This window comes from Rhodococcus sp. KRD197 (assembly GCF_017168235.1).
In the GTDB taxonomy this organism is placed as follows: Bacteria; Actinomycetota; Actinomycetes; order Mycobacteriales; family Mycobacteriaceae; genus Rhodococcoides.
The window spans coordinates 1-25,460 of the sequence record NZ_JABFAO010000005.1; the positions used below are offsets into that span (position 1 = coordinate 1).

The 25,460-nt window shown below is 63.9% G+C and carries 26 protein-coding genes; 11 read left to right on the forward strand and 15 right to left on the reverse strand.

Annotation, left to right across the window (positions count from 1 at the left end):
• On the forward strand, positions 1 to 1,463 hold a 1,463-nt coding region (locus J1M86_RS12030), incomplete at its 5' end, for an HNH endonuclease signature motif containing protein (RefSeq protein WP_206510069.1).
• 50 nt (positions 1,464 to 1,513) lie between these two features.
• Here the strand turns inward: J1M86_RS12030 and J1M86_RS12035 are convergent.
• A complete protein-coding gene (locus J1M86_RS12035) occupies positions 1,514 to 2,275 on the reverse strand; it encodes an SDR family oxidoreductase (RefSeq protein ID WP_241260002.1) in 762 nt (253 codons plus the stop codon).
• Between the two features lie 69 nt (positions 2,276 to 2,344).
• Between J1M86_RS12035 and J1M86_RS12040 the strand changes: the two genes are divergently transcribed.
• A complete protein-coding gene (locus J1M86_RS12040) occupies positions 2,345 to 2,677 on the forward strand; it encodes a helix-turn-helix domain-containing protein (RefSeq protein ID WP_241260003.1) in 333 nt (110 codons plus the stop codon).
• Between the two features lie 129 nt (positions 2,678 to 2,806).
• Positions 2,807 to 3,538, forward strand: coding sequence for an acetoacetate decarboxylase family protein (locus J1M86_RS12045; protein ID WP_241260004.1), 732 nt, complete (start codon positions 2,807 to 2,809; stop codon positions 3,536 to 3,538).
• Here J1M86_RS12045 and J1M86_RS12050 read toward each other — a convergent pair.
• Genes J1M86_RS12050 through hsaA form a run of 5 tightly spaced genes read right to left on the reverse strand, consistent with a single transcriptional unit; the run spans position 3,502 to position 7,543 of the window.
• A complete protein-coding gene (locus J1M86_RS12050; RefSeq protein ID WP_206510070.1) occupies positions 3,502 to 4,044 on the reverse strand; it encodes a GNAT family N-acetyltransferase in 543 nt (180 codons plus the stop codon). The two genes, J1M86_RS12045 and J1M86_RS12050, sit on opposite strands and share 37 nt — an antisense overlap.
• Positions 4,045 to 4,065: 21 nt before the next feature.
• Positions 4,066 to 4,617 carry a 3-hydroxy-9,10-secoandrosta-1,3,5(10)-triene-9,17-dione monooxygenase reductase subunit gene (hsaB, locus tag J1M86_RS12055; protein ID WP_075839477.1) on the reverse strand — a complete coding sequence of 184 codons (552 nt, stop codon included), beginning with the start codon at positions 4,615 to 4,617 and terminating at the stop codon, positions 4,066 to 4,068.
• Complete coding sequence (gene hsaC, locus J1M86_RS12060) at positions 4,617 to 5,516, reverse strand: iron-dependent extradiol dioxygenase HsaC (protein ID WP_206510071.1); 900 nt, start codon at positions 5,514 to 5,516, stop codon at positions 4,617 to 4,619. The genes hsaB and hsaC overlap by 1 nt, the downstream gene beginning before the upstream one ends.
• 3 nt (positions 5,517 to 5,519) lie before the next feature.
• A complete protein-coding gene (gene hsaD / locus J1M86_RS12065; RefSeq protein WP_206510072.1) occupies positions 5,520 to 6,398 on the reverse strand; it encodes a 4,5:9,10-diseco-3-hydroxy-5,9,17-trioxoandrosta-1(10),2-diene-4-oate hydrolase in 879 nt (292 codons plus the stop codon).
• A complete protein-coding gene (hsaA, locus tag J1M86_RS12070) occupies positions 6,395 to 7,543 on the reverse strand; it encodes a 3-hydroxy-9,10-secoandrosta-1,3,5(10)-triene-9,17-dione monooxygenase oxygenase subunit (protein WP_075839475.1) in 1,149 nt (382 codons plus the stop codon). The genes hsaD and hsaA overlap by 4 nt, the downstream gene beginning before the upstream one ends.
• A 167-nt stretch (positions 7,544 to 7,710) precedes the next feature.
• Here hsaA and J1M86_RS12075 point away from each other — a divergent pair, with 167 nt between their 5' ends.
• Both J1M86_RS12075 and J1M86_RS12080 read left to right on the forward strand, forming a co-directional pair.
• A complete protein-coding gene (locus tag J1M86_RS12075; RefSeq protein ID WP_206510073.1) occupies positions 7,711 to 8,841 on the forward strand; it encodes a Rieske 2Fe-2S domain-containing protein in 1,131 nt (376 codons plus the stop codon).
• Entirely contained in the window at positions 8,838 to 9,179 is a 342-nt protein-coding gene (locus tag J1M86_RS12080; RefSeq protein ID WP_206510074.1) for a hypothetical protein, read from the forward strand. Before J1M86_RS12075 ends, J1M86_RS12080 begins: the two co-directional genes overlap by 4 nt.
• Here J1M86_RS12080 and J1M86_RS12085 read toward each other — a convergent pair.
• The 3 genes from J1M86_RS12085 to J1M86_RS12095 all read right to left on the reverse strand — a co-directional run bounded on the left by J1M86_RS12085 (position 9,173) and on the right by J1M86_RS12095 (position 13,250).
• Positions 9,173 to 10,867 (reverse strand): cation:proton antiporter, encoded by a 1,695-nt coding sequence (locus J1M86_RS12085; RefSeq protein WP_206510075.1) that lies wholly within the window; start codon positions 10,865 to 10,867, stop codon positions 9,173 to 9,175. The two genes, J1M86_RS12080 and J1M86_RS12085, sit on opposite strands and share 7 nt — an antisense overlap.
• Before the next feature lie 138 nt (positions 10,868 to 11,005).
• Entirely contained in the window at positions 11,006 to 11,593 is a 588-nt protein-coding gene (locus J1M86_RS12090; RefSeq protein WP_206510076.1) for a TetR/AcrR family transcriptional regulator, read from the reverse strand.
• A gap of 52 nt (positions 11,594 to 11,645) precedes the next feature.
• On the reverse strand, positions 11,646 to 13,250 hold the full coding sequence (locus tag J1M86_RS12095) for an FAD-binding protein (protein ID WP_206510077.1): 1,605 nt from the start codon (positions 13,248 to 13,250) through the stop codon (positions 11,646 to 11,648).
• A 108-nt stretch (positions 13,251 to 13,358) separates the two neighbouring features.
• Here J1M86_RS12095 and kstD point away from each other — a divergent pair, with 108 nt between their 5' ends.
• From kstD to bluB, 5 genes are all read left to right on the forward strand, one after another.
• Entirely contained in the window at positions 13,359 to 15,026 is a 1,668-nt protein-coding gene (gene kstD, locus J1M86_RS12100; RefSeq protein WP_206510078.1) for a 3-oxosteroid 1-dehydrogenase, read from the forward strand.
• Entirely contained in the window at positions 15,023 to 15,898 is an 876-nt protein-coding gene (locus J1M86_RS12105; protein ID WP_206510079.1) for a MaoC/PaaZ C-terminal domain-containing protein, read from the forward strand. The genes kstD and J1M86_RS12105 overlap by 4 nt, the downstream gene beginning before the upstream one ends.
• Before the next feature lie 25 nt (positions 15,899 to 15,923).
• Positions 15,924 to 17,645 (forward strand): cholesterol oxidase substrate-binding domain-containing protein, encoded by a 1,722-nt coding sequence (locus tag J1M86_RS12110; RefSeq protein WP_206510080.1) that lies wholly within the window; start codon positions 15,924 to 15,926, stop codon positions 17,643 to 17,645.
• A 137-nt stretch (positions 17,646 to 17,782) separates the two neighbouring features.
• Positions 17,783 to 20,041, forward strand: coding sequence for a bifunctional diguanylate cyclase/phosphodiesterase (locus J1M86_RS12115; RefSeq protein WP_206510081.1), 2,259 nt, complete (start codon positions 17,783 to 17,785; stop codon positions 20,039 to 20,041).
• Complete coding sequence (gene bluB, locus J1M86_RS12120; protein ID WP_075839469.1) at positions 20,038 to 20,697, forward strand: 5,6-dimethylbenzimidazole synthase; 660 nt, start codon at positions 20,038 to 20,040, stop codon at positions 20,695 to 20,697. The genes J1M86_RS12115 and bluB overlap by 4 nt, the downstream gene beginning before the upstream one ends.
• A gap of 2 nt (positions 20,698 to 20,699) precedes the next feature.
• Here the strand turns inward: bluB and J1M86_RS12125 are convergent, their stop codons facing one another.
• From J1M86_RS12125 to J1M86_RS12140, 4 genes are all read right to left on the reverse strand, one after another.
• Positions 20,700 to 21,197, reverse strand: a complete 498-nt coding sequence (locus tag J1M86_RS12125) for a DUF427 domain-containing protein (RefSeq protein WP_083667750.1) — start codon at positions 21,195 to 21,197, stop codon at positions 20,700 to 20,702.
• Between the two features lie 38 nt (positions 21,198 to 21,235).
• Positions 21,236 to 21,886, reverse strand: a complete 651-nt coding sequence (locus J1M86_RS12130; RefSeq protein WP_206510082.1) for a DUF2637 domain-containing protein — start codon at positions 21,884 to 21,886, stop codon at positions 21,236 to 21,238.
• A 41-nt stretch (positions 21,887 to 21,927) separates the two neighbouring features.
• Positions 21,928 to 22,230 carry a WhiB family transcriptional regulator gene (locus tag J1M86_RS12135; RefSeq protein ID WP_075839466.1) on the reverse strand — a complete coding sequence of 101 codons (303 nt, stop codon included), beginning with the start codon at positions 22,228 to 22,230 and terminating at the stop codon, positions 21,928 to 21,930.
• 149 nt (positions 22,231 to 22,379) lie between these two features.
• Positions 22,380 to 22,919, reverse strand: a complete 540-nt coding sequence (locus J1M86_RS12140; RefSeq protein WP_075839489.1) for a gluconokinase — start codon at positions 22,917 to 22,919, stop codon at positions 22,380 to 22,382.
• Positions 22,920 to 23,198: 279 nt separating this feature from the next.
• Between J1M86_RS12140 and J1M86_RS12145 the strand changes: the two genes are divergently transcribed.
• The gene (locus J1M86_RS12145) at positions 23,199 to 23,933 is read left to right on the forward strand and encodes a FadR/GntR family transcriptional regulator (protein ID WP_075839465.1); all 735 of its coding nucleotides are present in this window, start codon (positions 23,199 to 23,201) and stop codon (positions 23,931 to 23,933) included.
• On the opposite strand, the gene J1M86_RS12150 is transcribed toward J1M86_RS12145, so the two are convergent.
• The gene (locus J1M86_RS12150) at positions 23,899 to 25,074 is read right to left on the reverse strand and encodes a lipid-transfer protein (protein ID WP_206510083.1); all 1,176 of its coding nucleotides are present in this window, start codon (positions 25,072 to 25,074) and stop codon (positions 23,899 to 23,901) included. The genes J1M86_RS12145 and J1M86_RS12150 overlap by 35 nt on opposite strands.
• On the reverse strand, positions 25,071 to 25,454 hold the full coding sequence (locus J1M86_RS12155) for a MaoC family dehydratase (RefSeq protein WP_075839488.1): 384 nt from the start codon (positions 25,452 to 25,454) through the stop codon (positions 25,071 to 25,073). The genes J1M86_RS12150 and J1M86_RS12155 overlap by 4 nt, the downstream gene beginning before the upstream one ends.
• Positions 25,455 to 25,460: the final 6 nt, after the last annotated feature.

Below are 25,460 nucleotides of genomic sequence, written 5' to 3' on the forward strand. Positions count from 1 at the left end.
TCAGAGCCATCGAACACCAATGCGTTGCCGCGGCGGAACGGCTGAACCCGCGATCGCTACGTAAACGGATCTGGCATCTGTGGATGCGGTTCGACGAGGACGAGGCAACCCGAGCACAGCACGAGTCCAAGAAACTGGACGCGAGGGTTACCGTCGATCCGAAAGACCACGGTATGGCGCAGCTGACTGCGCACATGACGGACCTGCAGGGCGCCGAGGCCGAGCAGTTGATCTCCGAGATCGCCGACACGGTCTGCAAGAACGACCCACGCTCTCGCCCGCAACTACGGGTCGACGGACTGATCGCGCTGCTGCACGGTGAGCATGCCCTCGAATGCACCTGCAGCACCGGTGCCGACTGCCCCGCCGCGGGACTCGCCGACGGGCAACCGCCCAGACGCGGGCACCTGCTTCAGATCATGATCGGGGTGGAGACCTTGCTCGGGTTGACCTCGGAACCGGCCACGTTGGCCGACGGGACAGCGGTGAACCCGGATGTGGTGCGCACCCTGGCCGGCGATGCTCGGTGGCAGGCGATTCTCACCGAGCTGGTCACTGTCCTCGAAGCAACACGCAACCCCGAAACACCCGACAACCCCGAAAAACCCGCAAACCCCGAAACACCTGGCAACCCCGGGAACACGGCCGAACCAAAGCCGACGCACGGTGAATCAGAGACTCCTACTACCCCCGGCGGGGTGCCGCTGGCGTTGATGCGGGTGCTCGGGCGCGGACGGTCCGGTCCCGCGGCCGTGCTACCGGATTTCTCGTGTGTGGCGCCGATCGGTACGCCACCTGCGATGCTGCCCGACGAGAGCGCGCTGAGTCGGTACGCTGCGGTGTTGTCGGCGATGGTGGAGCAGAACCCTTCGCATCCTGGGGTGTTTCCGGATGGTCATGGGGGTCTGCTGGTGCCGCCGGCTGCGGGGTTGGTGTATCGACCGAACACGGTGACCTCGGCGTTGGTGCGGATGGCGTACCGGTGCTGCGCATTTCCCGGGTGTGAGGTACCTGCCGAGCGGTGCGAGCTCGACCACATCGTCCCGTTCGATCACGGCAGTCCCGAGGCAGGTGGCTGGACGATCGCCTCGAACCTGCAGCCGTTGTGCACCTGCCATCATCAAGCGAAGACCGCGCGGATGTGGACGGCGGTGATGCATGCCCATGGTGCGATCGTGTGGACCTCGCGCGCCGGGATCGTGCGGATCACCCTGCCGGAGTTCGCGTTACCCACCACCGTGCATCCCGTACGACGGAGGAAACGGGTGCCCGCGATCGATCACACCTCGGAAACGTGGTGGGAGAAGAACATCCCCGAAGGCCAGGACCCACCGACCATTACCGAGCAACGCGCTGCAACCACCAATGAAGCCCGAAGCCGCATCCGAAAGATCCGCCGCAGGTTCCGAGAACACAAAGCAATACTCAGAATCCGCGAACAACACCAACCCCCACCGTTCTGACTGTCGTGGGTTGCCGCGATCTGTTCCCGGCGCGATTATGTCCCCGCACGCTAGCGAACGTGTTCGGTCGGCAAGAGATAGTCAGCGCCGCCGACATAAAAGGTGTGGCCGGATTCGACAGCCGCGGTCGAGGCGTTGACAACCGTTGCAGCAAATTCTTCGATCGTCGGTAGTTCGCCGTGTTTCCGTCGGGCCGACACTGCTTCGGGATTTCGTCGTTCGAGCAACCGGACAATAATTGTCCCGTCGATCATGTCCCCAGAGACCACCGTGAGATCGACTCCACGGTCGCGGAGCTGTGGAATCATCTTTCGCAGAGCGTCTTCACCCGCTCGTTTGCTTCGCGCAATGGGGGCGTACTCGTCCGGTACGGGCTGTTGGCCGACGAAGTGTGATTGGTGACTGGTGACGAATACGACGCGGCCCCCTCGTCTCAGAATTGGCTGCGCATGGTCTATGACCTGTACCTGTGCGTCGCGATTGAGCCGCATCGCGTAGTCCGGATCAGCGTTCCGCTCGAGTCCACCCGATGCGTTCAACACCACCACATCGAGGTGACCGAACCTGCGCTCGATGTCGGAGATCATCGACACAACGTTGGATTCATCGGACAGATCCGCGCCGATCGCCGCAGCGCAACCACCGGTTCGCTCGATCTCGGCAACAACTTTCTCTGCGCGGGCCCGCTTCTCCCGGTAGTTGACGATGACGACGTCACCGCTTGCTGCGAGTCGGCGTGCCACCTCGGCTCCGATTCCCCTCGACGAACCGGTCACCAGCGATACTCGTCCGCTTCGTTCCATTGTCGCCATACCGATCACATCGCTTTCTCCCGAACGCGGCAAACGCTTCTGATTTCGAAGCAACTATCGTACTTCTGAATGAGAAGCGCAAGTGAGTCAACCCCCTCCCGCGGCGGCGGTGCACAGGCAACAGCCGCTGCGCACGCTGCCATGGACCTTCTCGGGCAGCGATGGAGCCTTCGAGTTCTATGGGAGCTCGAACCCGGCCAGCTTGGATTTCTGGAACTACGGCGGCGGATGGACAACTGCTCGTCGAGCATGCTGTCGGAGCGCCTTCGACTACTTCAGGACGCAGGCATTATCGAGAAGAATTCAGCGCGTACCTACGAGCTGACACATGCCGGAGTCAGACTCGGCAAGGCCCTCGAGCCGCTGTGGGAATGGTCGCAAACATGGGCTGCAGGGGAATGATTCGACTCTTTCCCCCAGGCGCTCAGGCCTGACACGACCCTGTTCTTGCTTGGTCGATCCTCGAGATCCCCACCCCAAAACTAGAACGTGTTCCTATCATGGGGGTGTGAGCAGTCAGAGAGGAACACCATGAGCGAATCCGCTGGTCCCGCAAGCAGCGGGGTTTCCTCCCATATGGTTCTCGGCACCCGCGTGAACATGCCGGTGCACGTCCGTCGGGCACGCTCGGCGATGGCACTGCACAGCGTCGATGCCGGGGTCGCGCAGCGAACCATCGACTATTCGGGTCTGACAATTCGGAAGACTCGACCCGGGCGCGGACTGTGTGCGCTGATCTTCGTGCGCTACGACGACGGAGATCTCGGCCCTTACAACGAATTCGGCGTTGCGTTTCCGGTGACATCGGGCGTCCTGATCCATCGACTCCCCGTAGACGGCGAGTTCACGATGGCCGCCGGCAGGAAAATCTGGGGATTCCCCAAGGAACTGGCCGACTTCGACGTGTCCTTCGGGTCACGCTTTCGAGGGACGCTGAGCCAGAACGGCATCGATGTTCTCCGACTCGATATCGCCGCAGGCGTTCGGGCACCTGGTCGCATGTTCGCCCGTCCGCTCGACGCCTATTCCTGCCTCGACGGGGTGACGCGGAGAACCACCTGGACGATGACGCCCGCTACGGTTCGCACTCGTCCAGGCGGCAGTCGTCTCGAACTCGGCGACCACCCGATCGCCGACGAACTCAGAGCACTGGGGCTCTCGCGTCACGCCCTGCTCTCGACGCATATGCCTTCGCTGCGTATGACTTCGGTGAAGCAGCCGAGGTGTCATGAACGAGGCGGTCGGTCCAGCCGGTACACGTAGTGCAATGGCGGGTCGATCGGGTTGTCCGGTTCGAGCTGTGCCTCGCCGATGCGCCGGAAACCCACCTTCTCGAGCACCCGCCACGATGCGATGTTCCCGGCCGAGACGGGCACGATGATCGTGTGTGCGGCAGGGTGGGTCTCCCAGGTGTCACGGACGAATGCACCGATCAGCTTGGTTCCGCGCCCCGAGGATATCTGCGAAAGTTCACCGATGAAGTAGTCGATGGTGAGGGCATCACCGGGAACGTCGACGGATGCACCGATGGCTGCCGACTCCTCGGGGTAGTCCACCCAACGGCTGCGTTGAGCATGCGCGAAGGCCACACCGTCTTCGAACGCCAGGAAGTCCTCGGCCGGTTCCTCTCCGCGCGAGGTGGGACCGAAATCGCGCTCGACCGCCTCCGGGGTGAACTCCTGATTCCACCACCGGGCGACGTGCGGCTGCGAGAGCCACTCACCGAGGAGCGGGAAATCGGCCGGCACCACACGTCGGAACGTGATCATGCAGGTCAGAATACCTGCGTATCACAACCACGTGTCCGAGGACGTCGCGGTCAGGAACGCTTCGAGGTCGTCGCGCCACGGGGCGGGGACAGTCTTGTCCGGCTCGATGCCGGTGTACTGGCCCCGATAGAACAGCAGTGGCCGCTCACCGTTGATCTCGCCGAGTGAATGCACGCGTCCGACGACGATGACGTGATCTCCGCCGTCGTGGACCGTCTCGGTGGTGCAGTCCACGTGCGCGAGCGAACCATCCAAAATCGGCGACCCGAGCGGCGACGGCGACCAACCGACACCGGCGAACTTGTCCGGTTCGCGCGATCCGAACCTCGCGCAGGTGTCCTGCTGATCCTCGCCCAACACGTTGACGGCGAAGCGGCCGCTGCGTTCGATAGCGGCCCACGACCGAGAATTCTTGGTCGGGCAGAACAACACTAGAGGGGGGTCGAGCGAGAGTGCCGCGAAGGACTGGCACGCGAACCCCACCGGGGTGTCCTCGTCCACCGTTGTCACGATGGTGATCCCGGTACAGAACTGCCCGAGCACGGTTCTGAAGGTGCGGGGATCGAACGTCATTACTTCATTCCCACCGAGAAGTCGTGACCCCACAGACTCACTGCGGTGCTCTCCCGAGCGACCCACTCCGAATCCTCGACCTGCCTTCCCTCGCAGCCGAATTCGATGTCGAATCCGCCCGGTGTCTTCATGTAGAACGACAGCATCAGGTCGTTGACGTGCCGACCCAGCGTCGCCGACATCGGCACCTTCTTGCGCAGGGCGCGATCGAGCGCCAGTCCGACGTCGTCGGAGTTCTCGACTTCGATCATGAGGTGCACGATGCCGCTCGATGTCGGCATCGGCAGAAATGCCAGGCTGTGATGCCGCGGGTTGCAGCCGAAGAAGCGCAACCATGCGGGTGGGCCATCGGCCGGTCGGCCCATCATCTGCGGTGGCAGTCGCATCGAATCTCGCAGGCGGAATCCGAGAACGTCTCGATAGAAGCGAAGCGAGGCATCGTCGTCGTCGGTCGAGAGCACGACGTGCCCGAGGCCCTGCTCACCGGTGACGAATCGGTGTCCGTACGGGCTCACGACGCGACGATGCTCCAGCGCGGCGCCGTGAAAGGCTTCGAGGGTGTTACCCGAGGGATCCTCGAAGATGACGAGCTCGTCCACACGCCGGTCCTGCACCTGCTCGGCGGTTCCCTCTTTGTACGGGACACCGGCATTGTCGAGCGAGGTCCGGATCTCTTGCAGCTCGGCAGCATTGGCGGTTTCCCAACCGGATACCAGCAAGCGGTCCTTGTCCCCCGGCACGATCACCAGGCGCGCCGGAAAATCGTCCATGCGCAGGTACAGTGCTCCGGGCACGGCGCCCTTGCCCTCGACCATGCCGAGGACTTTCAATCCGTACTGACGCCAGGCATCCATATCGGTTGCCTCGATGCGCATGTAGGCGAGTGATCTGATTCCCACGGCTCAATTCCCCTCGGTCAAGAATGCGGTGGTGAGGCGGTTGAATTCGTCCGCCACCTCGACCTGAGCCCAGTGTCCGCAGCGGCCGAACACGTGCAGCTGCGCTCGCGGAATGGTTTTCAGCGCTACCAAAGCTCCGTCGATGGGGTTGACGCGGTCTTCCCGACCCCAGATCAGCAGTACCCGTTGGCGGAGTTTGTAGGCCTCGCGCCAGAGCATGCCCTTCTCATAGTCGGCCCCGGCGAAGGACTTGCCCATTGCCTTCATCGCTGCCAGCGACTCCGGCGTCGATGCCTGCTCGTACCGTTGGTCTACCAACTCGTCGGTGATCAGCGATTGGTCGTAGACCATCACCTTCAGGAACGCTGCCAACTTTTCCTTCGACGGCCCAGGGGGCGCGGAGAAATTCCCCAGGTTCTTGACGCCCTCGGTCGGGTCCGGTGCGAACAGATTGATGCTCAACCCTCCGGGGCCCATGAGCACCAATCTTCCTGCACGCTCCGGATAGTCGAGAGCGAACCGCACTGCCGTGCCGCCGCCCAGCGAATTACCCAGAAGGTGCACCCGCTCGATCTCGAGATGATCGAGCAGATCCTTCAGCGCCGAACTGCTGTGCACGAAGTACTGCGGATGCTGTGTCGGTTTGTCCGATCTGCCGAATCCCGGTTGGTCGACGCACAACACGTGGAACTGCCGCGCGAGTACTTCGATATTTGCCGCGAAGTTCGACCATCCCGAAGCGCCAGGTCCTCCGCCGTGCAGAAGGACGATCGTGGTCTCGTTGCCGACGCCTGCCTCGTGGTAGTGCAGCGTGAGATCGTCTCGTACACGAGCGTATTTCGACGTGGACTCGTAGGTGATGTGTTCGGTCACCGCGGTCATACCATCGTGTCCTTGATCGGGAGGCCGAACTCTCCTCCACCGAACATCTGGTACGCCCGCTCCGGATCGTTGGCCGCATGTACGCGTCCAGCGTGTGCGTCACGCCAGAACCGTTGCAGCGGTGCACCGTTCTGCAAGGCCGTTGCTCCTGCGCTCTCGAACAGCAGGTCGATGGACGCGACCGATCTACCAGTGGCGCGGACTTGATCGCGTCGGGCACGGAGCCTGAGCTCCATCGGCACCTCCTCGCCGGCTTTCAACAGCGCGTACTCGTCGGCCACATTTCCCGACAACTGACGCCATGCTGCGTCGATATCGCTGCTCGCCTCGGCAATGCGGACCTTCGCGAACGGATCATCCTTGCCGGTTTCGCCGACGAAAGCCTTGCGAACACGCTTGCCCTGATGCTCCACATGGGCGGCGTACGCGCCCTCTGCCATTCCGACGATGGGTGCCGAAATGGTCGTCGGATGGATTGTTCCCCAGGGCATTCTGTATACCGGCGCGGTGTTGCGTTCGAGGCCCTCGGCCGTGTGATCGTTCATCTTCTTGAAGCTCAGCACGCGGTGCGTCGGGACGAACTTGTCCTCGACCACCACTGTGTTGCTGCCCGTCCCGCGCAGGCCGACGACATTCCAGACGTCGTCGATGCGGTAGTCCTCGCGGGGAACGAGGAAGGTGACGAAGTCGACGGGGCGTCCGTCCTTGATGACCGGCCCGCCCAGCATGGCCCAGGAAGCGTGATCACAGCCCGAGGACCACTGCCAGGCTCCCGACAGGCGATAGCCACCGTCGACGACGGTGCCTGCCCCCATCGGTGCGTACGAGGAGGAGATACGGACATCGGTGTCGAGCCCCCACACGTCCTCCTGCGCCTGCTGCGAGAACAGTGCGAGGTGCCAGTTGTGCACACCGATGATCGAGGACACCCAACCTGTCGACCCGCACGCGCTCGCGATCTTCTTCACCGCCGAGTAGAACAGGACCGGGTCCTCCTCGTAGCCGCCCCACTGCGCCGGTTGCAGCAGACGGAAGAAGCCCGACTCCTGTAGCGACTTGACCGTCTCCTCTGGGAGCCGACGTAGGTCCTCGGTTTCCTGCGCTCGCTCGCGCAGGGTGGGCAGCAAGGCGTCGAGCCTCTCCATCACCTCATGAGTCACTTTTGCCTACTCCTGCCTTCCGTGGGTTCTTCCTCAGACTAGAACACGTTCCCGTTACTGTCGAGAAGTCATTTCGACGGGTCAGTAGCGGATACGCTCCAGATTCTATAACGTGTTCTAGTGTTCGATCGATGCGAAGCCGAGGAGTGAACATGGCAAAAATTCGTGAAATTGACGTGGGCGAGACACCGACGCGCTACGCCCGCGGCTGGCATTGCCTCGGCCTCGTCAAGACCTTTACCGACGGCAAGCCTCATGCGATCAGGGCGTTCGGCACCAAACTCGTGGTGTTTGCCGAGTCGTCGGGGAAAATCGTCGTCCTCGACGGGTACTGCCGCCACATGGGCGGCGACCTCACCCAGGGCACGGTCAAGGGCGACGCCATAGCCTGCCCGTTCCACGACTGGCGGTGGGGAGCAAACGGCAAGTGCACCCAGATTCCGTATGCACGACGAGTGCCGCCACTGGCCCGCACCCGCACCTGGACGACCCTCGAACGGAACGGGCAGCTGTTCGTCTGGAACGACACCGAGGGCAATCCGCCGCCCGACGAGGTGAGCATCCCCCGCATCGACGGCGCGTACAGCGACGACTGGACCGAGTGGACGTGGAACTCGATGGTCATCGAGGGCGCCAACTGCCGCGAGATCGTCGACAACGTCGTCGACATGGCACATTTCTTCTACATCCACTACGCATTCCCGACGTACTTCAAGAACGTCTTCGAGGGGCACATCGCGTCGCAGTACCTCAACACCAAGGGAAGACCCGATATCGGCATGGCCTCGCAGTACGGCGGCGACACGTTGCTCAAATCCGAGGCCTCGTACTACGGCCCGTCCTACATGATCAATCCGCTGACCAACATCTACGGTGGGTACGACGTGAAGAGCGTTCTCATCAACTGCCACTACCCGATCGACCAGAACTCGTTCGTGTTGCAGTGGGGCATCACGGTGCAGAAGCCCGACGGCATCGATGACAAGACGGCAACGAAGCTGGCCCAGAAGTTCACCGAGGGCATCAGCGTCGGTTTTCTGCAGGACGTGGAGATCTGGAAGAACAAGACCAAGATCGACAACCCACTCCTCTGCGAGGAGGACGGGCCGGTGTATCAGCTCCGACGGTGGTACGACCAGTTCTACGTCGACGTCGCAGATGTCGACACCAAGATGACCGACAGGTTCGAGTTCGAGGTGGACACCACGAAGGCCAACGAGGCCTGGCAGCACGAGGTGGAGGAAAACCTGGCCAAGCAGGCCGCGGAGAAAGCCGACGTATGACACGCGGGGTAGCGGATGGGTCGAATTGGGCGAAGGCGCCTGATTTCGCAGGCGATCCCGGCCGCGCCCGGGACGTCCATGCACAGACCGTGCGTGACAAGGAGACTTACCTCGACTCCAGGTTGACTCCTGTCGAGTGCCGCGCCTGCGGGACGGCGGTGTTGGTGCGCAAGAACAGCGTCAAGCAGACGTCGGTGCAGTGGACGTCGAACCCGACCGCGACGTGCCCCGTCTTTCGGGACGCGGGCAGTTCTGCGACGCGGGAGAGTTGTCCGCGCCTGCAGGACTCGATCGAGCATGCTGTGTTGGAGGGAATTCTGCCGGTCCCCGATCAGTAGCGACGTCCCGCGTCATCGTTCCCTTCGTCGCCCTGTTCCTCGTCGCCCTGGGCCTCGCCACTGTCGGCGAGGAGGTCGTTGAGCACTGTCGATGTGATGTCGGCGGCTGCGGAGAACGGTTCGAGGATGGTTCGAACGCCGGCGGCGCGAAGGACTTCGGCATCATGGCGGGTGTGGGCGGTCAAGGCAATCGATCCTGCGTATCCATGATGAATCAACCCGGCGAGCAGCGCGAGATTGGTCTCGAGATTCGGGATCGCGCTGACGATATGTTTCGCGCGAGTGAGCGGCAGCGCTTCGAGGAGGTGAATGTCCTCGGCACTCCCGAACACCGCCGTCACGCCGACGCGGGTGTTGGTCTTGACGCTGTGCGGATCGAAGTCGACCGCGAGCACACGGTGACCGGCGTGACTGAGCCGATCGGCGAGATGACCGCCGAACCGGCCCAGGCCGAACTGTATGACGTCGAAGTTCTCGTCGACCAGGTGGGAGTCGGGTTCGTGGTTGCCCTTCCTCTCGAACACCGAGAGCCACGGCCGGAGCCGGGCGTAGAGCTGGTGCGAGTACATGATCATGTAGGTGGAGCCACCGATGGTGATGAGACCGACGACGGTGATCAGGCTGACGGTGGCGTTGGTGATGTGGCCCAGGCTCAGACCGAGCGCGGCGAGAATCAGCGAGAACTCCGATATCTGCGCGACGGTGAGTCCGGCAAGGAAACCGATCCGTACCGGGTATCGCATCGCCGCCATGATGACGATCACGATCAGTGGGTTGCCGATCAGTACGAAAGCCGAAAAGATCGCCGCCTCGCCGATCTGTTTGGCGGCATCGGTGAATTCGAGCCGTGATCCCAGATCCAGGAAAAAGAACAGCAGCAGGAAGTCTCGCAGGCTGACGAGCCTCGCGCCCAGAGCGTCGCGAAACGGTGTGCTGGCAAGAGAGACGCCGGCAAGGAAAGCGCCGACCTCGGAACTGAATCCGAGCCACTCACTCAGCGCTGCCACCGATACGGCGTAGGAGACGCCGAAGAGCACCAGCAGTTCCGGGGACTTCGCGATGTACGGCAGCAGCCACGGCAGGATGTATCGCATCAGCAGCCATGCACCGCCGAGGAGACCGGCGCCCTTGAGCAGCACGGTCACGATGCCCACGACGAGACTGTCCCCGGTGTCCTGCCCGAATGCGGTCAGCGCGATCATGACCAGGACGACCAGGATGTCTTGAACGATGAGGAAGCCGACCGCGATGCGGCCGTGCAACTCGTCCAGTTCCCGTTTGTCCGAGAGCAATTTGACGATGATGATCGTGGACGAGAAGGTCAGCGCAACCGCGATGTACAGGGCGGTGACGATGTCCATACCCAGGGCGATCGCGATCAGGTATCCGATCACGGAGGTGAAGATCACCTGTCCCAGGCCGGTAGCGACAGCCACCGGCCCGCTGCTGCGAATCATGTGCAGATCGAGCCGCAGACCGACGAGGAACAGCAGGATCGCAATACCGAGCTTGGCAAGTAGTTCTATCGTGTTGTCGGCCCGTACCCAGCCGGCACCAACCGGTCCGACGGCGATTCCCACCACCAGAAACGCGACGATGAGTGGTTGACGCAACCGCACTGCGATCAAGCCCGCCACTGTGGAAATGGCCAGGATGATCGCGATCATCGGGAATGCGTGCAGTTCCATCGCTACTGCTCCGCTCTCGGGGAAGCAGCGGTGCCGTACACACCGGTGACTGTTCCGGCACGGCACCTCCGCCCGGTAGATCCCTCCGACAGCGATCCGGGGGGACTTATGCCCCTGTTTCTACCACTACCGGCACAGCTACCGCGCGAAGACTGCGCCCCGGGTCAGGGCGGACACCAAATCCGCGAGTTCCTCCGCTGCCGCGGGGACGTCGAACGTCGGGTCGCGTGACCACTCTGCGATCAGTCCGTCGATAGCGCCGTCGATGATGATCGCGACCGCCCTCGCATCGAATGCACCGAGCAGACCGTGTCGCTGGCCCTGTGTCAATAGGTCGGCGAGAGCGTGCCACCTGCGCGTACTCGGATGCTCACTGGGCGGCCCGACGAGTTCGCCGCTGCCGATCACTGCACCCAGCGCACGCAGATGCTGCGGATTCTCGTAGTAGTAGGCACACATCGATCTGATGTACGTCTGAACCCGGGGCAGCCCCTCCGGTACGGCCTCTATGCGCGAGCCGATGTAGTGCGCTTGGTCGCCGTAGATCCATGCGGCGGCCTCCGCCATCAACATCGACTTGCTCGGGAACTCGTCTTCGATGACCACTGGCGACACGCCCGCGCGTCCGGCGATACCCGCCAGCGAAGCCGAGCTGTATCCCGCGTCCGCCACTACTTCGATTGCCGCGGCCAGAATGGATCCGTGTGTGGTTTCGTCGTTCGTCACTGCCTGCTCCACCTGGTGAGTTGCCCGACCCAGGCCGCTACTTTACAGGTACTCAACCTGCCTGCGCCGCGTGTGCACCCGCTCGGCGTCCGGAGAAGATGCAATCGGCGAGCGAGAGGCCGCTGACGTAGGAGTTGGAGCACAGTCCCACCGCGGTTCGGCCGGCCGCGAACAGGCCTGCGACAACAACTCCCTCATTGTCTTTCACGCCCCCACTCGCCTCGTCGACGACGAGTCCACCGAGGGTGATCATCGGACACGGGTTCGACATCCTCGCGATGGCCGAGCCCGCAGGTATGCCGGCGTCGTACAGCGTGAAGGGCGGGCGAACGACGGGCCTGCGGAAGTCGTCGTGCTTTCCGAACGGGTCCGCACTCCCGGATGCGATGGCCGCATTGTGCTTGTCGACGGTGGCGCGGAGCCCGGTCGGTTCGATTCCCGCTGCCTCGGCCACCTCTTCGATGGATCCACCGCGCTTCGCCGTGGACATCAATCCCGCATTCTGGACGCGCTGGAACCACATCGACTGCGACGGAAGCTGCGCCTTGGCGTCTGTGACCAGGTCGGCGTCGGCGAGCAGCCATCCCCGGCCTTCCCCGCGCTCGATGATGGCGTGGCCCAGAGCAGCGCCGTAGCGAGACTCGTCGACCATTCGCTCACCGGATCGGTTCACCAACAACGATCCCAGGAACGGCACGGGCGGAACGATGAACCGCCACGCCGAGACGTTGCCGAGTTTTGCGGTCGCCGCGCCGATCTCGGTGCCGAGGGCGATTCCGCTGCCGTCGTCCGCGGCTGTCCCGAGCGCTATTCCGCCGGTGTATCGGGGTGCGTGCGCCTTCATCATCGCCCGGTCGGCGATGAAACCTCCGGCGCTGAGGACGACGCCGCGACGCGCTCTGATGCGGAGCACTTCGGCGTACTTCTTCTCGATGTGCGCCAGCCTGCGCTCGAAGAAGTAACGCAGCTGGGGGGCATAGATCCCAGGTTTGGCCGACAGCAGCCCCAGGCGTCGATGCAGCAGACGTATCCGGGCCGGAGCGTTCCGCAGCGAACGACATTCCACACCCACGACACGACCGTCGGACACGATCAGTGCGACCGCGCGGGTCTGCGGAACAACCCTCGTCCCCGCCGCCCGAGCCGAGGCCGCGAGCGGCCCGAAGAGCATCTTCCCGGATGTGCCCCGGCCCTTCGCCCGATGCCCCCGAGGCGCCGGGGTGGCAACTGCACGGAATTCACCGGCCGCCTCGCTCCCGGAGTAGTACAGGTAGTGCTTGTTGCTCGGATAGGAGGTCTTGTACGGACACAGCGAGGCCTCGAACGGCACGCCATGGTCCGCCAGCCAATCGATCATCGCGGGACTGTCCTCGCAGAACCGCCGCAGCGTTGCCGGGCTCACCGCATCGCCGACTTCCTTCTCCAGATAGGCGTACATCTGGTCGGGACTATCCTCGATGCCTGCTCGCCTTTGGATCGAGGTTCCGCCGCCCGCGTAGACGACTCCACCGGAGATGGTGCTGGTGCCCCCGCCCTCGTAGCGATCGAGCGCGAGGACATCGGCCCCACCTGCAGCGGCCTCGATGGATGCCGCCGCTCCGGCCGCTCCGAAGCCGACCACTACTACGTCGGTGCTCAGATCCCAGGTCACTCGCATACCTCCGTCATCGACTAGAACGTGTTTTTGTTATCGAAGTAGTCGAATCCGATTCTTCCTGGCAGAAAGCATGGACTGACAGCTCGGTCATTCTATAACGTGTTCTACATGAGCAAGCATGAATACGACATCATCGTCGTCGGGAGCGGTGCCGGCGGCATGACGGCCGCGCTGACCGCCGCCCATCGAGGCGCCAGCGTCGTCGTCATCGAGAAGGCACCGCATTTCGGTGGGTCCACCGCCCGCTCCGGCGGGGGCGTGTGGATCCCCAACAACGAGACACTGCAGGCTGACGGTGTCGACGACACCCCGGAAGCGGCCCGCGACTACCTACACGCGATCATCGGCGATGTCGTCTCCAAGGAGCGCATCGACACCTACCTCGAACGCGGACCCGAAATGCTCGGCTTCGTGCTGCGCAACTCGCCGCTGAAGATGCAGTGGGTGCCCGGATACTCCGACTACTACCCCGAGGCTCCCGGCGGACGCGTCGGCGGCCGGTCGATCGAGCCGACACCGTTCGACGCCTCCTGCCTGGGACCCGAGGTGGACAACCTCGAACCCGATTACGGAAAAGCGCCGCTCAACGTCGTGCTCACCCAGGCCGACTACAAGACGATCAACCTGCTCAGGCGTCACCCCAGCGGTCTCGCGCGGGTGCTCCGCGTCGGAATGCGATGGTTGGCAGCGAAACTCACCGGCAAGCACCTGCTCGGCCGTGGCCAAGCCCTCGCCGCTGCGCTACGTGCCGGCCTCCTCGACGCCGAGGTTCCCGTTCTTCTCGACACCCCGATGGTCGACTTCTGCGTCGACGACAACGGTCGAGTCAGCGGCGTCGAAACCGGTGACGGTCGAATCTTCCACGCCAGGCTGGGCGTCGTGCTCGCCTCCGGCGGTTTCGAACACAACGAGGAAATGCGCAAGAAATACCAGCGCGAACCCATCGGCACAGAGTGGACGGTCGGGGCGAAAGCAAACACCGGCGACGGGATTCGCGCCGGTCAGAAACTGGGCGCTGCTGTCGAACTCATGGACGACGCATGGTGGGGACCTTCCATCCCGCTGACCGGTGGCCCCTGGTTCTGCATCGCCGAACGCACTCTGCCCGGCGGCATCATGGTCAACGCGTCGGGAACACGATTCCTCAACGAAGCCGCCCCGTATGTCGAAGCCGTACACGCAATGTACGGCGGAGAGTTCGGCGTCGGCGACGGCCCGGGCGAGAACATCCCGACGTGGATGATCATCGACCAGCGTTACCGCGACCGGTACATCTTCGCGGGCCTGCAACCGAAGAAGCGATTCCCCTCGCGCTGGCTCGAGGCCGGCGTGGTCGTACAGGCAGACACCGTCACCGAACTCGCCGAGAAGACCGGGCTCCCAGCCACGCAGCTCACAGCGACGGTGCAACGCTTCAACGGCTTCGCCCGAACCGGCGTCGACGAGGACTTCGGCCGCGGCAACAGTGGCTACGACAAGTACTACGGCGACCCGACCAACAAGCCCAACCCCAGCCTGGGCGTGCTCGACAAGCCACCGTTCTACGCGGTCAAGATAGTGCCCGGCGACCTCGGCACCAAGGGTGGGCTCGTCACCGACGCCGACGCACGCGTGCTGCGGGACGACGGCAGCGTCATAGATGGGCTCTACGCCGTCGGCAACGCCAGCGCACCCGTCATGGGCCACACGTACGCCGGACCGGGCGCAACCATCGGCCCCGCTATGACATTCGGCTATCTCGCGGTACTCGATATGATCGCGCGAACACCGCAGTGAGCATCGACCCGGACGTTGCCATCGGCGCGACACTACCGCCGCAACGCTTTTCGTGGACCGCGAACGACGTCCAGACCTACCATCTCGCGATCGGCGCTGGATCACGCCCGTTGGATCACGCGGAGTTGCGCTACCTCGACGACGCGAAACCTCAGGTCCTTCCCACATTTGCCACCGTGGCGGCGACGTTCCACGCCACCGAGGCACCGCGGGTGCAGTTCCCCGGTATCGACATCGACCTGGCGAAGGTGGTGCACGGGAGCCAGGAGGTCATCACCTCGGGCCCTATCCCCGCCGCCGGAGAAGCCGAGACGATCACCCGGATCACCGAAATCTGGGACAAGGGCAGCGCCGCCGTCATCGTGCAGGAAGCGGTGACGACCGCACCGGACGGAACCGAGCTGTGGCGGACTCGATCATCGATCTTCGCAAGAGGCGAAGGCGGATTCGGCGGTGAACGCGGCCCGTCGAACAAGATCGAGATGCCCACCCGAACACCCGACGCCGAGGTCGCGGTACCGATCCTGCCGCAGCAGGCGCTGATGTACCGCATGTGCGGGGATCGCAATCCACTACATTCGGATCCGGAATTCGCTCGGGCAGCAGGGTTCCCGCGTCCGATCCTGCACGGGCTGTGCACCTACGCCATGATCGCCAAGGCCGTGACCGACACCGTGCTCGACGGCGACAGCACACTTCTCCGCAGCATCGGCACACGCTTCGCCGGCGTCGTCTATCCCGGTGAGACCCTCGCCTGCCGAATCTGGGACGAGGACGGCCGCTTTCTCGTCGGTGTGAGTGTGCCCGACCGCGAAGATGCCCCGATTCTCGCCGACACCATCGTCACCACCGGTAATCTTTCCATCCGCTGACCAGCTTCAAGACTACGGAGAGCCCATGCCAGAGTTGAATCGTCGACAGTTCATTGCCGCCGGAGCGGGGGCGATCGCCGCTGCGTCAGTGTTGCGGGCAGTGCCCGCAGGCGCCGCACCGTTCGGAAGCGCGGACACGACGATCCCTGCTCCCCCGAACTTTCCCGCCGGTATCCCGCTGTATCAGCAGCGCTACCAGAACTGGTCCAAGGAGATCATCCTCGACGCGATCTGGACCTGCTCACCGACGAGTCCCGAGGATGTCGTTCGGCTGGCGAATTGGGCGCACGCGAACGGCTACCGCATCCGTCCCCGTGGCGCGATGCACGGTTGGACTCCGCTGACCATCGTCAACGGCGAGCCGATCGATCGAACTGTTCTCGTGGACACGATGGTTCACCTGAACGGTATCGTCGTTCACCCCGGTGACTCGACCGTCACAGCCGGGGCGGGTGCCACGCTCGAGGCGATCCTGCAACGACTCGAGGACAACGGTCTCGGGTGGGCCTGTGTACCTGCACCAGGTGTGCTGTCAATCGCGGGGGCGCTGGCCGTCGATGCACACGGTGCTGCACTGCCTGCCGTTGGCGAATCACCGCCCATCGGAACCACATACGGTTCGCTGAGCAACCTGATCACCTCACTGACGGCGGTCGTGTGGGACGGAACCGCGTATTCGCTGCGCACATTCGACCGCTCCGAGCCCGCGATTCTGCCACTCCTCGCCCACCTCGGTCGCACGTTCCTGACCTCGGTGACATTGCAGGCGAGTGCGAACACCCGCATGCGATGCCAGAGCTACACCGACATCGGGTGGCGCGAAATGTTCGGTGTACCCGGTGCGCCGGGCAGGACGTTCGAGAGCTTTCTGGACCAGACCGGGCGGGCCGAGGCCATCTGGTACCCGTTTACCGAAAACCCCTGGCTCAAAGTATGGTCCATCTCCCCGGACAAACCGCCGACCGCACGGGCGGTGACCGGACCGTACAATTACCCGTTCTCGGACAATCTTCCCGAAATCGCCTCGGACCTCATCGGTCAACTCACAGCGGGCAATACCTTCATCGCACCGGCGTTCGGACAGGTCTTCTACGGCACCACGGTGGCGGGACTGGCCGCATTCGGCTCCTACGACCTGTGGGGTTGGGCCAAGGACCTTCAGTTCTACATCAAGCCCAGCACGCTGCTGCTGACCGAGGGCGGCGGTGCGGTCGTCACCTCGCGGAGCAACGTCGCCCAGGTCGTCCACGACTTCACCGTATGGTTCGAGGCAAGGGTGGCGTACTACCAGTCCATCGGCCAGTACCCGATCAACGGCCCCGTCGAGATTCGCTGCTGCGGAATGGACGACCCGTCCGATGTCGTCGTCGACTCCGCCGGCGCACCCACGATCTCCGCGATGCGACCCCGACCCGACCACCCCGAGTGGGACACAGCGGTGTGGCTCAACGTGCTCGGAGTGCCGAACACACCCGGCATGTTCGCGTTCTACCGCGAGATGGAGCAGTGGATGCGCGCGCACTACTCCGGAGCATGGGCGACGTTCCGCCCCGAATGGTCCAAGGGCTGGGCTTTCAGCCCCGAACTCCCCTACAAGGACGCCGAGGTCATCGAGTCGATTCTGCCGAACACCTACCGTCAGGGCGTCCCGAACTCCGATAACTGGGACACCGCGAGGGCCACCTACAACACACTCGACCCGCACCGCATCTACAGCAACACCCTCATCGATCAGTTGCTCCCCTGAGCGCTCGACCGGTCTTCATCACACCGCGTTCTTGGTGAACCGCGACGCCGAATGTGGGATGTTTCAGGGGCGGCTGTCGAGGACAGCCGCTCCGAGGACGGCAGCTCCGAGGACGACGCAGGGGAGGGACGGACTCGGTGAGATGGTGGCTCTACCCCGCGCTCGGGGTCGCCGCGGGCGCGGGATACCTGGTCACCGTTCCTGAGACGGTGTCGGAGGCGATCTTCTTCGCAACCGGGATCTCGGCGATTGTCGCCATTGTGGTCGGCATTCACATCAACCAACCGGCATCTCGCACCGCCTGGATGCTCATCGCAGCCGGGTCTGGCCTGTGGGTGCTCGGTGACGCCGCGTACCTGAGCGAGTTGTTCACCAGCGAGACCGTGTTCGTGATCTCGGTCGCGGACATCATCTACCTCCTCGGGTACCCGCTGCTGGGGGCAGGACTGTACCTACTCGTCCATCAGGGTGGGCGACGTGGAGAACTCGGTCACGTCGCCAACAGCACCATCGTGATGATCGCGTTCGGGCTCCTCATGTGGGTGTTCGTCGTCCAACCGGAGACGGCAGACATGGCGCGAACCGCAGGGTTCGTCGGCGTCGTGTACCCGGCCATGGATGTGTTCCTCCTCGGTTTGCTCGTGCACTTCGTCGGATCCAGCCAATGGCAGTCCGTCTCGTTCCGCCTGCTGAGCGCGGCTGTGGTGGCGACCCTCGTCACCGACATCGCCGTCGATATCGAATCGATCACCGCCGAGACCAACGGTGCGGGCGCCGTCGGGGTCGGCTTTCTGGCCTTCTACGTTCTCGCCGGAACCGCGGCCCTGCATCCATCCATGCGGACGTTGACCCCTCCGAAGCCCCGCGGGCGCAACTCGAGGCTTACGGCGTCGTTCGGTACCCCCACGGTCCTGCTTCTCACCGCGGCGGTGTTGACGGTCCCCGCGGTGATGGCCGTCCTGCTCGTGCGCGGCGAAGACATCACGCAGTGGGGCTGGGGCGTCGTCCTGTGCACCACGCTGCTGGTGGTGCTCGTCTTCGTTCGCGTCGTCGAACTTCTCGGGCTGCTGCACCGTCAAACCCAGACCTTGCGCAATGTCGCCGAAACCGACCACCTCACGGGCCTGCCGAACCGCCATGGATTGGAAAGATGGCTCTACGAACGCACTGACGAAGGTCAGCCCTTGACAGTTCTCCTCTTCGACGTGGACCGATTCAAAGACATCAACAACACCTTCGGCCACGGCGTCGGCGACGAAGTTCTACGAGAGGTGGGTTCCCGACTCCGCGAAGTGGTGTGTGAGCGTGGCGCGGTCGGCCGTGTCGGGGCGGACGAATTCGCCGTCGCGGTAGGTGCAGACGAAACGGACGCGATGACCCTTGCCCACGACATGCACGCAGCGCTGTTGCGTCCGGTCGACGTACGAGGCGCAACCCTCGTGGTCGAGGGCAGTATCGGCATCGCCTGCTGCTCCGCCTCGGCGCCCGAGACACCCCCCGAGGAGCTGGGCCGACACGCGTACCTCGCCATGAGTTCGGCCAAGGACCGACAGCCCCGGATCGCGATGTACGACAGTTCGATGGATCGGGACGAGAGCGGGCCATTGCTCATGCTCGGCGAACTCGCCAACGCCATCGAGCGCGGTGAACTCGAGGTCTACTACCAGGTGCAGGTGGGGCTGGCGTCGATGAGCGTCGTGGGTGTGGAGGCATTGCTGCGCTGGAACCACCCCGAAAAGGGCCTGGTCGAGCCCGATTCGTTCCTGCCGATGGCCGAACGAACCGCGCTGATCCGCCCCCTGCTCGAATACGTCCTGGTCGAGGCATTGACCCAGCGGCAGAAGTGGAGCAGGGACGGCATCGACCTGACAGTGTCGGTGAACATATCGGCACGCAACCTGCTCGACCTCGGAGTGGTGGACCAGGTGCGACGCGCACTGGAGCTGGCCTGCGCTCCACCCGAGGCACTCATCATCGAGATCACCGAGACCGCCTCGGTCACCGATCTGCCCGTCGCCGTCGAATCTCTCGACCGACTGCACCGGCTCGGTGTCGTCCTCGCCATCGACGATTACGGCACCGGATACAGCTCGTTGGCATACATGCAGCGTCTTCCTGTGCAGCAACTGAAGATCGACAGGGCATTCGTGACCGACATGAGAACGGTGGACGCACACAGAATCATCGTGCGATCCACCATCGACCTCGCCCGAACCCTCGGCCTCACCATCACCGCCGAGGGCGTGGAGGACCGCGAAACCCTGCTGGACCTCAAACGACTCTCCTGCCACTGCGCGCAGGGATATCATCTCGGACGTCCGGTACCGGCCCTCGACATCCCCGAATCGGTGGCCGCACTGAACGCCGAACTGAGCAACAACGCCGAGGTCCCATGAGCAACAGCCACACCCGCAGAGACGATCCGCCGATGCCGGTGTACACCGCCATTCGTTCCCGACGCGACGTTCGCGCCGAGTTCAACGGCGAATGCGTCGACGACGCCGTGCTACAACGAATTCTCGACGCTGCGCACCACGCGCCCAGCGTGGGAAACACCCAACCCTGGGACTTCGTCGTCGTTCGCCGCGCGGATACGCTCGCACAATTCGCTGAACACGTCGCCGCTGAGCGGGTCGCATTCGCGCAGTCGCTGCCCCCGGATCGCCGCGCCACCTTCGATCCCATCCGGATCGAGGGCATCGAGACCAGCCGCACCGGTGTCGTCGTCACCTACGATCCGGAACGCGGCGGCAAGCACGTGCTCGGGCGGGCGACCGTAGACGACACCGGCGTGTTCTCGGCGGTACTCGCCGTGCAGAACCTCTGGCTCGCAGCGATATCGGAAGGTATCGGCGTCGGCTGGGTCTCGTTCTACCAGGAGAGCTTCCTCACCGATCTGCTCGACATTCCCTCACCGGTCCGGCCCATCGCCTGGCTATGCGTGGGCCCCGTCACCGAGTTCGCACAGGTCCCCGACCTCGAGCGATTCGGGTGGCGCGACCGACGGCCCCTGGCGGACGCTGTGCACTACGAGAAATTCGGCGGGTGCTGAGCTCACCATCCCCAACTACCTGGAATGCCTTTGAAGGGGCCGACGACGTCGCTGGTGATCCAGCCCTCGTAGAAGCCGCCCTCCTGCGGGATGACCCGTTCGCCATCGACCTCGCAGTGCAGGCGGCTCGGGGAGAATGCGAGGTGCCCGGTGATGGGCAGAAAAGCGGCGGTCGGCCTCTCGTAACTCCACGCGGCGCCGGCCAGACTCACGTCGCCGCCGTGCACGTCCCAGTACGTGGCCGCGCCCTTCCACTCGCAATGCGTCGAGCGCGCCGCCGAAGGAAAGAGGACACCCTCAGCGACGTCGTCACGAGGGATGTACCAGGTGGGCGGATGGCTCGTCTCCAGAACGCGCCAGGCCGCACGGGTCTCGGCGATGAGAACACTGTCGACCCTGACCGTGATCAACCGATCGGACTGTTCGAGCCGCGGCGGTCGAGGATAGTCCCACACCGACTCCTGCCCGGGCCCCGGCACCTGCGGCGTTACTTCGCTCATCTTCTCGATAGTGCCAGCGCCGGGCAGCAGCGGCCACATCAGGGAGCTTCGACCGGGAAGAGATCTTCCGCGCGGTCCTCGTCGAGAATCCAGCGATCGACGTCCTCGAGCGGGTCCTCGGGCGCCCCTGATTTCAGGTCGACCGCACGCTCGGTCGGTACCAGCGGCGACCCGATCACCGGCAGTGCCGGCTCAGGTAGTGCTTGTTCAGGCAGTGCTTGTTCAGGCAGTGCGGGATCTTGTCCGGCCGATTCGGGTGCTGTGTCCGCCATTCGAACCGTGGGCACTCGGACGAGAATGCCGAGCCCGTGGGTGGCTGCGAGGAGACTGACCGGCGCAACGGTCGCGATCGCGGCCGACAGGGCGGGATGCAACGTTCCCGACTGGGAGATGAATGCATGCAGCGCATTTGCGCCGATACTGACCAGGGCCGCGATGATCAGAACCGCCCAGAAGAACCGGCGGCCGCTGTGATGTCGGTCGAGGTGCGCCAGGGCGATCACCGAGATGGTGGCCTGCAGAATGGTGCCGTCGACGATCACCGGCCACAACCAGGACAGAGTGCGTGGCACTCCCGCCATTGTTGCCAGATCCCAGAGCGCCGCGAAACTGAGAACGAACGATGCGATGCCGATCACCGTGGTGATGACGACCGCACTGATGAGCGTCGCGCGCATGACCTTGTTCATGGTTCGACATGGTGCACGATCCCACCGACACGAACGGTGGCTCAGGCCAGGCGAGGTTCGCTTCGGTAGAAGTCGGCGCGGTCGTGCGCGGACATCCCACCCCACACTCCGTACGGCTCGTTGACCGACAGCGCGTGCGATCTGCACTGGGCCAGCACCGGGCAGCGGTTGCAGACGTCCTTGGCCTTCTGCTCCCGCATCGTGCGCGCACGTCCGCGCTCACCCTCGGGATGGAAGAACACGGACGAGTCGAAGCCTCGACACAGCCCGTCGAGTTGCCAATCCCATATGTCCGCGGTCGGAACAGGAAGTTCGACCGGCCTGGACGGTGCGCCTCTCACCATCGACGTCTCCTTACGAGCGCAGACTCATTCGGGTTTGTGACCCGTCTGTCTACACGGATGTTTTCGTGAACCACTTCACTTTGGCGCATTAACCATACTTTTCGCAAACCGTTCATTCATTCGTATGCTTAAAAACCAGCACTGCTGCTTCATAAGGCGCGCATCCGCTCGAGTTCGGCGATGATGCTCGCTGCGACCGTGGCGGGAGGCGGGCCGACATCGACGACGATGGCGTGCTCGTCTGGCTCGATCGACTCGAGTGTGCTCATCTGCGTGTCGAGCAGACTGCTCGGCATGAAGTGGTCCATCCGCACGTTCAATCTGCCGCTGATCCGCTCCTTCGTACCGGCCAGGTGCACGAAGACGACATGCCCCTCGGACCCCTGCACCAGGACATCGCGATACCGACGCTTGAGCGCCGAACACGTCACGATGCCCGGCTCATGCCTGGCAGTGTGATCCCGAATCCACTCGGCAATCGTCTCGAGCCACGGCCAGCGATCCTCGTCCGTCAGAGGCTGACCGGAGGCCATCTTCTCGACGTTCGAGGGCGGATGCAGATCGTCGCCCTCCTGCAGGTCCCACTTGAGCGCGCCGGCGAGGATTCCGGCCACGGTGGACTTTCCCGAACCGGATACCCCCATGAGCACGAGAACCGGATGCTGACTTCCGTTGTCGCTCACGTTCATCTCCCGCGCAGCAGCTGCCGTTCGGGGTGCCTCACCTGAGTCGGTCATTGCCATCACGCTCCATGTCTGCGGGGTCACGCCTGGAACGAGTTACCCGCATACGCTTTCGCCAACCACACCTGCGCGGCCGATGTGCGCCAGGCCGACACCTCATCGCGAGGTGACCTCGATCACTGTACTTTATCATCATACAAATAAGAAGTAGATCTTGAATATGTACTACTAATGAGACCGAAGCTCGGGGGGCGAAGCAGCACCCTCCCGTGGGACCATCGAGCAGTGGCGGCCGAAGCAAGCGCAGCATTTCTGCAATTACACGATTCCGTGCTCGATACGTTGGGGCGCGACATCGTGGACGGGACTGTGCCCGCCGGGACGACGATCTCCGCAGACGACGTTGCCGTGCGATTCGCAGTGTCGCGAACCGTCGTCCGCGAGGTCGTTCGCGTACTCGAATCGCTCGGTCTGCTCACGGTCCGCCGGCGCGTAGGCATCACCGTGCTCGACTCGACACACTGGAATTCGCTCGATCCGCTGCTGATCAGGTGGCAGCTCGCCGGCCCCAACCGCGCCATACAGTTGGCGTCGCTCAGCGAATTACGTTCTGGCATCGAGCCTTTGGCAGCTCGGTTGGCAGCCGGGCGAGCAACCCCGGAGCACTGCGGACGGTTGACTGCTGCGGTCATCGGTATGTCCGCGACCTCGCGCGCGGCCAACTCCGACGCCTACCTCGCGCACGACTCGGATTTTCATCGCGCCCTGCTCGCAGCGTCGGGCAATCCGCTACTTCGTTCGATGTCGGACATCGTCGTCGAAGTGCTCGCCGGACGCACCCGGCACGCGTTGATGCCACATCGAGCCGACCCCGAAGCGATCCGCCTGCACGGAGTCGTCGCGTCCTCGATTCAGGCCGGAGATGCCGCGGCTGCCGAGCAGGCGATGTTCGAGATCGTCACCGAATCCGCGAAGTCGATGCTCGCTACCGATTGGCCGACAGCACCAGACCCGATGTAGGAACACCGGTTCCCGCCGTCACCAGTACATTCTGGACGTCCGGCACCGGATTCACCGAGGTTCCCCGAATCTGCCGAACGCCCTCGGCAATCCCGTTCATGCCGTGGATGTACGCCTCCCCCAGCTGGCCACCGTGGGTGTTCAACGGCAGCCTGCCACCGAGCTCGATCGCGCCGTCCGCGACGAAGTCCTTGGCCTCGCCTCGCCCGCAGAAACCCAGTTCCTCGAGCTGCATGAGTACGAACGGGGTGAAATGGTCGTACAGCACCGCCGTCTGCATGTCCTCGGGCCGTAGCCCCGACTGCGCCCACAGCTGATCTGCGACGAGCCCCATCTCCGGCAGTCCCGTCATCGCGTCCCGGTAATAGCTGGTCATGATGTACTGATCCGGTCCGCTCCCCTGCGCTGCTGCGGTGATCACCGCGGCCGGATTGGGTAGATCCTTCGCCCGTTCGGCGGACGTCACCACGATGGCGATGCCGCCGTCGGACTCCTGGCAGCAGTCCAGCAGGTGCAGCGGTTCGGCGATCCACCGCGAGTTCTGATGATCCTCGAGGGTGATGGGTTTGCCGTAGAAGAACGCTGCCGGGTTGTTTGCGGCGTGCTTGCGATCGGCGACGGCCACCCGTCCGAAATCCTCGCTGGTCGCGCCGTAGACGTGCATGTAGCGACGAGCCACCATTGCCACGAACGACGCGGGGGTGCCCAACCCGTGTGGGTACGACCATCCCGCGTCGATACCCGACGAGGTCGGCGCGGCCGCGAGATGAGATGCCACCTGACCGAACCGAGCTCCCGACCGCTCGTTGAACGCTCGATACGCGACGACGACGTCGGCGACGCCCGTCGCCACGGCCATCGCTGCCTGCTGAATCGTCGCGCACGCCGCCCCGCCCCCGTAGTGGATGCGACTGAAGAATTTCAGGTTGGGGATTCCCACCGCCCGCGCGACGGCGGTCTCGGTGTTGGTGTCCATCGTGAACGAGGTCAGTCCGTCCACGTCCGCGGGGGTGAGCCCGGCGTCGGTGAGCGCAGCGGTAACAGCCTCGGCGGCGAGCCTGAGTTCACTGCGTCCGGAGTTCTTGGAGAAATCCGTGGCGCCGATCCCGACGATCGCCGCCTTCCCGGACAGCCCGCTCATGCGAGCCTCACCGTGGCGGTGATGTGGTCACCGAGCGAATCGCGGCCGACGACGTCGACCGTCACCTCGTCCCCGGTCACCGCGGACACGGTGCCGCTCAGGGTCAGCGTGTCGTAGGCGTACCAGGGCACACCGAGTCGCAGTGCGATGGACTTCAGAACGACGCTCGGTCCGGCCCAGTCCGTGACGAATCGCTGCACGAGCCCGGTGTCGGTGAGGATGTTGACGAAGATGTCCTTCGAGCCGCGTTCGACGGCCTTGTCGCGGTCGTGGTGGACATCTTGAAAGTCTCTGGTAGCCAAGGCCGTCGAGACGACGAAAGTCGGGTCGGCGGTGATCTGCAGCTCTGGCAGAACATCGCCCACGGCCACATCACCCATTGCCAG